Source organism: Sutterella sp. AM11-39 (genome assembly GCF_003472385.1).
Classification (GTDB): domain Bacteria; phylum Pseudomonadota; class Gammaproteobacteria; order Burkholderiales; family Burkholderiaceae_F; genus Duodenibacillus; species Duodenibacillus intestinigallinarum.
On sequence record NZ_QRLV01000009.1, the window covers coordinates 72183 to 81085 of the forward strand.

The following is an 8903-nucleotide window of genomic DNA, read 5'->3' on the forward strand; positions in this document are numbered from 1 at the left end:
TTTTGTTTTCAGGAGTGTTTTGAAATTATGTTATCTATATTTTCTATATCAAATACAATGAAGAGCCCGACTAGTGGCACTATTTTTAATATAGGCTTTATATCACATCACGCAGATATTCCCAAGAGTATACTCTGTACCTAGTTGCAAGAGGAGTTTTGGATGCTTCCTAAATGTTCAGCTCTCTTTATGGTTTTCATAGTTAATGACACGCTGCATATCAATAAGTTTTAATATGTTTTTTGATTTTATACCTAACAGGTTTCCATGTCGGAAGTTTCTATGATGAATTAAAGTGTAGGTGAGTTTAGAACTTATACTTTTTCTTAAGTAATAATTTTAAGTAATTGAGTTAATAGGGGTCAAATTTTGTCCACCAAAGATCGGAGTTGTAGTACCGAAGAATTTTACTTGGTAAAGGAGAAATATCCTTTTCAAGAAATTCTTTCAAGCGAGATAAAGAATCGTGCCCAATGATAAAAATCCGATCAGAATCATAAAAAGGCTCTTTTAATAAGATAATTCTGTTAGTTATTATTTTTCGGTTTAAAAATAAAGCTTCTGGAATTCTGAAGGAAAATCCTTCGCTAGGTGTAACCCTTATTAAATCAATGACAATTTCAGCGGTAGCGGATATCTTACAATATTCTTTATATGAAAGGTAACTGTCTAGTGAATCTTTAATTGTTGATCTGAGCCATGGATGGATATAGTTATAAATTGCATGAATCTCTTTATTAATAAGATCTAATGGTTCTGTTCGGGGAGTGTTGGTTGATTCGCTTTTTGCTCCATCAAATTTATACAGAAAGCAACGATAGGGAGATTCACATTGCTTAATGAATTTGGGGGATATCCCATTGGGGCGGTATTTTATATTATTTTGATAGGCGTCGACTATTGAGTAGCTCTCGATAATTATACGAGGAAGATTGCTTTTAACTTTCTTGATTAGCTGTTTATCGTTGGTTTTTAATACATCGTGAAAACGAATTACTATGTTTTTTTTGGGGTTTATTTTGGAATAGGCTTTCAGAGTAATGTATGATTTTGGGTTCGTAAAAACTGTTATTCCGGTTTCTTTGTTTTGTTGTTTTGTAAAACAAGCGAAAAGAGCAGAAGTAAATCCAATAATACAATAGATTGTTGATAAATGATCAAATGAATGAATTGGATTGAATTTCTGAAGATTTTCCCTGTAAATGTTATAGGCGTGATTGGAGGCAGTAACAATATTGAACTTGTGTGGTTCATTATATAAAATATGGTGAAGGTTTATTATTTTTAGTTCTTCGCTAATTGTTAGGTTGAGATATCTAATTGCAATCCATTTAAATTTGTCAAGGTTGTTGCGGTTTTTGCTTCGAGGAATTGAGACGAATCTTATTTTTCGCCAGAAAATGTCATTCCATGAAATTTTTTGGAGTGAATGTATGTACTCAATTTGATTTCTAATATATTGTTGAGAAATTTTTAGTTTTTCGTCTTCATTGTCTATTGCTAAAATTTTGAAGTTTTTCGGTAATGCTAACTTCGAAAACGGTGTAAAGATTAATTTAAGTATTAATGTTAATTTAAGTAGCATGTTGTTTTCGTGGGATTTATTGTGTATCGAGCATAGAGTGAATCTAGGATTATTTCATTAATGTATGATTGATAATTTAATTTGTCTAGAGTTGATTTTTTTTCCAATTTCGATTTGATGGTCTTTATTAAACAATTGGGTGGTTCGTTTTCATGCCAATTTCCGCGACCTCTTCCAAAATGGGCTACAGCTATATATAAACATATAGCTTCGAATAGAAATTTCTTTAAAGCTTCCTCAGACCATGTGATTACTGTTCCATCAATTTCTTTTTTGTGATTATATGCAACTGTTAGTCCCGCACCTCCTAAGGCTCCAGCGAGCATCCCCACCAAGGTTCCAAGCCCCATCGTAAGACCTCCCGTGGTGAGATCTGCTACTACTCCGCTGGCTATTCCGGAACTGATAGCCCCTGCTGCTACGGCTGGAGCAAGAGGAATTGCACTTGTGATTTTCCAATCAGACTGCAAGCGCTGTAGGAGTTCTTTTTTGACTCCTTTCCCTTTGAGGGAATTAATTTCAATCAGCTTATCAGTCAGTGCGCACAATTCATCTGCAGCGCGAGAAGTAAGAGCTGTTTGAGCCGCGCAGATAGGATCATTTACCGTTTCATTCCTAAATAGACCAAGACGCTTACCTAGAAATCTGAGTTGATCCCTTATTGATGCGGACTCTGCAACTTCACGATCATTGGCAAGCTTCTCGATATAGTGAGCCATCGCTTGGATACTTGCACTGAAGGCTGCTCGACGTTTTCTCGACCAAACTTCTCGCAATGCATCAAATGTTGCTTGAAGCTCTTCTGGGAGCGCCTTTGCGATAGCGTCAAAGAGCGCGTATTCCTGTACCCAGCATCGTGCGAATGCATCCATCGGAAGTACGGAACTCACTATTGAATATGCCGACGTAGCATGTTTCCAGCGATCTATATCCGCTTGTTCAGCTTCCGGCGGTTTTGGTTCTCCCATTTGATTGAGCAACACAATCACCGGCTTGCCGATCCACTCGAGAATTCTCATCTCTGCACTCACGTATGGAGCAGAGTCAGGTAGCTCGGTTGCATTGACGAGGTAGAGCACAACACTTGATGTTTCTTTAACGTGTTTGAGAGCTTTCTGGTTTAACCAGAGAGATTTGTTTGCGACACGATCCCAAACCTCGGACAAAAACCAACCTACCGGATTAGCTCTCCCTTCCAGACGCTTGGCGAGAGCGACAGAATTGCCAAAACCCGGAGTATCCCAAAGAATGAGCTCACAACCTTCAGGGGTTCTAGCCAGTACGTAGTCATCTGTTGTTTCAGTGACATGGGCGCGGTCAGCAACCTCACCGATGTCTCGGCCCAGCAATGTACGCGCCAGTGTTGTCTTTCCGACATTGGTATGACTGACCAAACTCAAATGAATTCGCATCGGATCATTGCTCATTGTTCATTTCCTTTTTGTCAGTGTCAGTCACCGAGATGTTTTGATCGGATGAAATTCGAGGAGCCGCCCAAGCTCGAATTGTCTTGATTACTTCGAGTTGAGACTCGGAAGAGTCACGTAATACAAACAGTTTGATCTGATGCGCATTGCTCAAAGTTTCCCAAGATTCCAGTCGTTCCTTGAGGCGCGCTGGCATTGAAGTGAAGCGTTGGACAAACTCTTTCATGTCAAGGAGTGCGGCAAAGACCGCAGCCCCCTCGGACTCGTATACCTGACGCAGACGTTCAATGACCGCTCCGTGTACTTCCTCTTCTGGAGTTTCAATGCCGTCGAACCAGACAAGAACGATCGGCTTTCGAGGGCTGGAAGGGATGGCGGGAATGGTTGCTTCTTCATCGTCAAAGTCGATAGTTTTGACAACGGAATCCTCTGCACTTCCCCAATGTTTGCAAAGGACGGAGGTTGTTTGATCTCGCAAGGGACGATTCACGGACGATGTGACAATCAATAAGTTCCCCAGCACAGCGTCCTGCGCGCATTGGACAAGGATATTTTCGAAGTAGGACGACTCAATCGAAAGCGATGTCTGCGCCTTAAACCGATTCATTCGCCAGGTATCAAAGCAGGCGAAGATCAGACGAGGGAAAATAACGACAACGCCCATCAGAATCATCATGCGAATGAGCCAGGGGGCTGCAGAAACAGGAGTTTCGAGATATGGGAGACGGTCTGCCCGCATTTGGACGATCTGAGCAAGATCCGGCATGGGTGGTAAAGGACCGACAGCGGGGATGAGCCCGTAGGTGTAGTCAATGAAGGTCTTGACGCTTTCAGGACTTTCCGCAAGCCATGTGCTCTCCCATCCGGCCCAGTAAGAGGTTCCGAAACCGCGTACCAGGAGACTCATGACGATGCCCAAAGCAAAGAAGAGGGCTGCAAAATGTAGAGTCCGGGCCACGTTCATGCGGATAAGCGGCGCAACAAACGATGACCATTCGCTGTAGAAGTGCGATTTGAAACCGGAACGGCGGAATGTGCCGTAGCTTGTTTTTTGAACGAATGCGTTAAGACTGCTTCGCAATGGCAACGCAAATCGATTGGTTCTGGTTCCGACCAGGCCGATTGCGCAGCAAAATAGTGCGATGTAGACAACAAGATTCCAAAGGATCACTCCCCAATAGGGAGGGGAGAGCAGATTGACAATGTGCTCTGGGCTTGCAATGCGATCCGTCAAGGCGCCTAGCACAAAGGTTAGAAGAACAAAGAGAGGTGAGAAGAATTGGGGCAGGCGAGCTTTAGTGCTGACGGTCGTGTTAACGCCGCGCTCAGAAGCCGTACGTAACACGACCTTGGCGCGCTCAGTCAAAAGCTTCACAGCATCGGCGGATTCGCCGACCGTATGGGCGGCCCGAAGGCTTGCGGCTTCGGCGTCAGCTGACGTCCACTTGATATGCGCGTCATTGGATTCCTCAACAGCTTTGGCAAGCAGAATCAGTTTTGCCTGTTGGAGTGTTAGTCGAACCGACGTTCGTTTGCTTTTTGCCATAGCAATGAGAAATCCTCTGATATTGGTTCAAACCCCTATTTTAGGTGAGAGTGCTTAGTTGCGCTCTAGATTCGAGCCATTTGCACGGCGTCAACCAGTTCTTTTGTCGCTGCATCGGGATCCTTTTGTCCGCATATAGCTGAAACAACAGCAACCCCATCGGCTCCGGCACGAATCAAATCGCCAACAATGGGTACTTTGACGCTGCCGATGGCAACAACGGGACAGGGTTTGCGTGAGGCCAGTATTGCGAAACCATCAATGCCAAGCGCATCGCTTGCATCCGGTTTGGTGCTCGTCGAGAAAATCGGTCCGATTCCGAGGTGATCAACCAAACGAACATCGACTGCAGAGAGTTCCTGTTCGTTGGATACAGAGAGTCCGAGTGTCTTTTCGTTGCCGATGATGGTGCGGGCATCAATAGGAGACAGGTCATCTTGGCCGATATGGAGACCTTCAGCGTCAACGGCTAGACAGACATCAGCATGATCATTGATGATCAGGGGAACATGGAAGTCGGCGAGAACAGACTTCAGTGCACGGCCGCACTCAACCAGTGCCCTCTTTTTCCAATGCGGGGCGCGCAATTGAACGCAGGTGGCACCGTTTTGTACTGCCGCGCGCGTGGTGTCGATCATGCCTTGAGCGCCACCACATAAATCGGGGTCCAATACCAGATATACAGAAAGATCGATGGGTTGTCGCATCAATAAAAATCCTTGGCTTGAAGAAGGTTTAGAGCGTCAATGTATGCCACAGCAAAACTACCCGGGCCGCGGGCTACGCCGGCAGCCTGTTGTGCGGCACGTTTGGCAAGCGCACAGGCGGAAATGACAGCTTCAAGGGGATGTTCGGTTTGAGCAACGAAGGCTGCCACCATGGCTGACAGGGAGCAGCCGGTTCCGACCACAAGCGTTGCCTTAACGGAGCCGCCAGTACACGAAAGAATTTCCTTGCCGTCGGTAGCGTAGTCGGTTTTGCCGGTGACGCAGACGATGGTGTTGTACTCACGAGCAAGTTTGACGGATGCTTCAAGAGCGGCATCACTAGAGTCGGTACTGTCGACCCCCTTACCGCCTTTGCCCATTCCTGCAAGGGCCAAAATCTCTGAGGCGTTGCCGCGGATCACCGTCGGGTGAAGCGCCAAAAGGCCTTGGATCATTTTGTCACGCCAGGGAATGACACCGGCTGCAACCGGATCCAGTACCCAGGGAACATTGTGTCGAACGGCACTTTTGGCAGCCAGATGCATGGCTTCCAACGAATCCGGACGGGGAGTGCCGACATTGATTAGCACGGAAGAAGAAATCGCGGCAAAGTGAGCGGCTTCTTCACAGGCAATGACCATAGCGGGCGATGCGCCCATCGCAAGCAACACATTTGCCGTGATCTCCTGCACAACATCATTGGTTATGCAGTGCACGAGCGGTGCTACTTGTTTCACATGGAAGAGGTGTGTCGCAATGGTTTCCGGTTCTACGGCACGAACAGGAGGCAAAGTGAATTCAGACATACAGCAGAAGAAAAGAGATGAAGTTGAAAAATCAAAGGGAACTGATGGCGCGCGTCAGCATATAGCCGGCAAGAACCAGGAGCATGCAGGCAAAGATGCGCTTTAAGGGTTTCGTGTCGATGCTGTGAGCGACTTTGGCGCCGAAAGGCGCCGTAAAAATGCTTGCTGCAGCCACAGACAATAAAGCTGGCAAATGAATATAGCCCAACATCATGGGAAACTGTGGGAGGCCCGGTTCACCCCAGCCTGTAATGATGTAGCCGAGCGTTCCGGCAGCTGCGATCGGAAAGCCCAAAGCGGCAGAGGTTCCTACGGCGTTATGCATTTTGACATTGCACCACACCATGAACGGAACGGAAATGAAGCCGCCCCCGGCGCCGACCAATGCCGAGACAACTCCGATGCCGGCACCGGCGCCAAACATTCCTGCCATTCCCGGAAGAGTTCTTTTAGGTTCCGGTTTGGAGTTGATGAACATCTTGACAGCGGAAAAGCCGACAAAACAGACGAAGACGAGAGAAATCCAGAAGGTTGGGAGAAGGCTGGAGATTTTGGCCCCGAGGAGGGCACCTGCCAAGATACCGGGTGCCACAGCTGCAACAACGTTCCAGAGCACTGCACCGCGCTTGTGATGCGCTCGCACCGAAGAAAGCGACGTGAACATGATAGTAGCCAAAGATGTCGCGATGGCTGTATGCACGATGGCTGTATCAGGCACGTCGGCATAGACCAAAAGCATGGTCATGAAGGGCGTGAGCACCATGCCCCCGCCGATGCCGAGGAGTCCGGCCAAAAAACCGGTACAGGCGCCTAAACAAAGCAAAGCCGCAACAATTTCCCAAGACATGAATACGCTTCCCGCAGAATCGTCGAATTGCGGCGTACATGATACCTGCGCCAAAGAGGGCAGAGCGAGATTGGGGCTGGAATTGACGAAGGCGGGAAAAGGAAGACCCTGTGGTTTCCGGCTACGTTACCTGAACCGAAAGGTCAGGGTGGCCGCGGCTGGAGCGGAAAACGGAGCGGACAACGCGTGCCCGCTGCACTATCGGCTCTCGAGTTAAACGGCCTTGCACGAATGCATAGGTTAGGAACATTGGAGCCGCTGGTGAAACTTCACAGGGTAGGACAATTATAAAACGATAATGACCTCAGGTACCCGATCAAGCGTAGTACCCATTCGTACAAAGCTTGTGGCGATCTTTAACAACCTGGAATTATGAGGTTAAGAGTTTGAGGACGGTTGGCTCGCCGAGCCAACCAGAAAAGGGCTTTGCCTTCTCCGCCTAACGGCGGATTCACCCAAAGTTTTCCCGGCCCTTAAGAATACGCTTTGCTTTTCCCGCGCAAGCATGTTTCATCGTAAGGCATACACTTGGAGTGCGCAGATAGGAGAAGTCCGACTCTGCGCGGCCCGCGAGAATGCGCGGACAGCCTAAGTTTTAACACTTTGGCTGAGAATGTGATGACGGCGCTCGCTGTTATCGCAACGCTTTCCCCTTTGCTATCGGCGATGACGTCGTTCTTTTAGTCACACCGCTTTGCACCGGCAAGCAGCCGGCGCTTTCTTGGGGTTTCAAGGGAGTTGGTGCCGATGATGAATTGACGCACGACCCCGCATAGGGCGTCACGCCGCATACGGCTTCATGCGTCAAGTCCGTGAAGGGTGAGGAACCTCCTGAAGACCCTCGGTCTTTTACGGCATCTAAGCGTCAAAATGTTCTAGCACAACATTTAAAGGAGGCCCTCATGGCGAATCTTAATCAGTTTTGCGACTTCACGAAGCTCATCGGCATCGACATTGCCAAAAGCGTGTTTCAAATCTATAGCTGCGATACGCAGACCGGTGAGATCACCAACGTGCAGATCAAACGGGATAAGGTGCTGGAGAGCCTTGCCAATTGCGGCAAATGCCTTATCGGCATGGAGGCATGCGGCAGCTCCCAATACTGGGCCCGCAAACTGCAGGAACTCGGCCATACTGTCCGGCTGATGGATCCCAAGCTCGTAAAGCCTTTTGTCCGTCACAACAAGAGTGACAAGGCTGATGCCGAGGGCGTCTACCATGCCCTGGTAAGCGGAGTCCGGGCCGTTGCTGTCAAGACGGAAACGGAACGTGACATCCAGACGCTGCTGACAATGCGAGCCTTGCTGGTCAAACAGCGCACAGCCCGCATAAACCACGTGCGCGGCTTACTAGCCGAATACGGACATGTTATGCCAAGGAACGTTAATCAATTCGATAACAAGGTTGATGAATGCATCAACAGCCTTGAGGGTGACGCTGTGCAGTTGGTGATCAACATGATGCGCGATACGGTCAAAAGTATTCGTGATGACCAAGACCGGATTAAGACGCTTCAGCGCGAAATCAGCAGGCTTGCCAATCAAACCAGAAATGCAAAGCACTTTCTGACAGTTCCGGGCGTTGGTGAAACGATCATGGCGTATATGTGTGTGCTCCTTGCTGATCCAACACAGTTTTCTTCGGCCAGGCAGTTTGCGGCTTATCTTGGCTTGGTACCAATGCATACGGGCAGTGGCGGCAAGACTGTCACCACAAAGATTCCCGGCCGATGTGATAAAGCTCTGAGAGCCGTGTTGGTGCAGGGAGCCCATGCAGTGGCCAGGTTGAAATGCCGGACAGACTGGGTGAAAAACATTTTGGCAAAGAAACCCAAGAAGGTGGCAATGGTTGCCATCGCCAACCGCATGGCACGCCAGTGCTGGGCGGTGGCAAGCAAGAGACAGGATTGGAGAAGGATGCCCGTGACGGCAGCATAGGAGAAAGACGAAATGCTCGCCGTGATTGATCCAAGCTCAATGATGTAA

Annotated in this window: 7 protein-coding genes; 1 reads left to right on the top strand and 6 read right to left on the bottom strand. The window is 48.1% G+C overall.

Going from position 1 to position 8903, the window contains the following annotated elements; translation table 11 throughout:
• Nucleotides 1-352: 352 nt before the first annotated feature.
• The 6 genes from DW133_RS07960 to DW133_RS07985 all read right to left on the bottom strand — a co-directional run bounded on the left by DW133_RS07960 (nt 353) and on the right by DW133_RS07985 (nt 6918).
• Entirely contained in the window at nt 353-1585 is a 1233-nt protein-coding gene (locus DW133_RS07960; protein WP_118276121.1) for a hypothetical protein, read from the bottom strand.
• Nucleotides 1570-3012: a DUF3482 domain-containing protein gene (locus tag DW133_RS07965; protein ID WP_118276122.1), complete on the bottom strand. Its 1443-nt coding sequence runs from the start codon at nt 3010-3012 to the stop codon at nt 1570-1572. Before DW133_RS07965 ends, DW133_RS07960 begins: the two co-directional genes overlap by 16 nt.
• A complete protein-coding gene (locus DW133_RS07970) occupies nt 3002-4387 on the bottom strand; it encodes a DUF2868 domain-containing protein (protein ID WP_158571161.1) in 1386 nt (461 codons plus the stop codon). The genes DW133_RS07965 and DW133_RS07970 overlap by 11 nt, the downstream gene beginning before the upstream one ends.
• A gap of 236 nt (nt 4388-4623) precedes the next feature.
• Nucleotides 4624-5265 (bottom strand): thiamine phosphate synthase, encoded by a 642-nt coding sequence (gene thiE, locus DW133_RS07975; RefSeq protein WP_233542151.1) that lies wholly within the window; start codon nt 5263-5265, stop codon nt 4624-4626.
• Nucleotides 5265-6071: a hydroxyethylthiazole kinase gene (thiM, locus tag DW133_RS07980; RefSeq protein WP_118276125.1), complete on the bottom strand. Its 807-nt coding sequence runs from the start codon at nt 6069-6071 to the stop codon at nt 5265-5267. The genes thiE and thiM overlap by 1 nt, the downstream gene beginning before the upstream one ends.
• A 31-nt stretch (nt 6072-6102) precedes the next feature.
• Nucleotides 6103-6918, bottom strand: a complete 816-nt coding sequence (locus DW133_RS07985; protein WP_118276126.1) for a sulfite exporter TauE/SafE family protein — start codon at nt 6916-6918, stop codon at nt 6103-6105.
• Nucleotides 6919-7820: 902 nt separating this feature from the next.
• Here DW133_RS07985 and DW133_RS07990 point away from each other — a divergent pair.
• Entirely contained in the window at nt 7821-8855 is a 1035-nt protein-coding gene (locus DW133_RS07990) for an IS110 family transposase (RefSeq protein WP_118276127.1), read from the top strand.
• Nucleotides 8856-8903: the final 48 nt, after the last annotated feature.

Excerpts from the sequence above, each read along its gene's own strand:
- DW133_RS07960 (WP_118276121.1), bottom strand. The coding sequence starts at position 1,585 with ATGCTACTTAAATTAACATTAATACTTAAATTAATCTTTACACCGTTT.
- DW133_RS07965 (WP_118276122.1), bottom strand. The coding sequence starts at position 3,012 with ATGAGCAATGATCCGATGCGAATTCATTTGAGTTTGGTCAGTCATACC.
- thiE (WP_233542151.1), bottom strand. The coding sequence starts at position 5,265 with ATGCGACAACCCATCGATCTTTCTGTATATCTGGTATTGGACCCCGAT.
- thiM (WP_118276125.1), bottom strand. The coding sequence starts at position 6,071 with ATGTCTGAATTCACTTTGCCTCCTGTTCGTGCCGTAGAACCGGAAACC.
- DW133_RS07985 (WP_118276126.1), bottom strand. The coding sequence starts at position 6,918 with ATGTCTTGGGAAATTGTTGCGGCTTTGCTTTGTTTAGGCGCCTGTACC.
- DW133_RS07990 (WP_118276127.1), top strand. The coding sequence starts at position 7,821 with ATGGCGAATCTTAATCAGTTTTGCGACTTCACGAAGCTCATCGGCATC.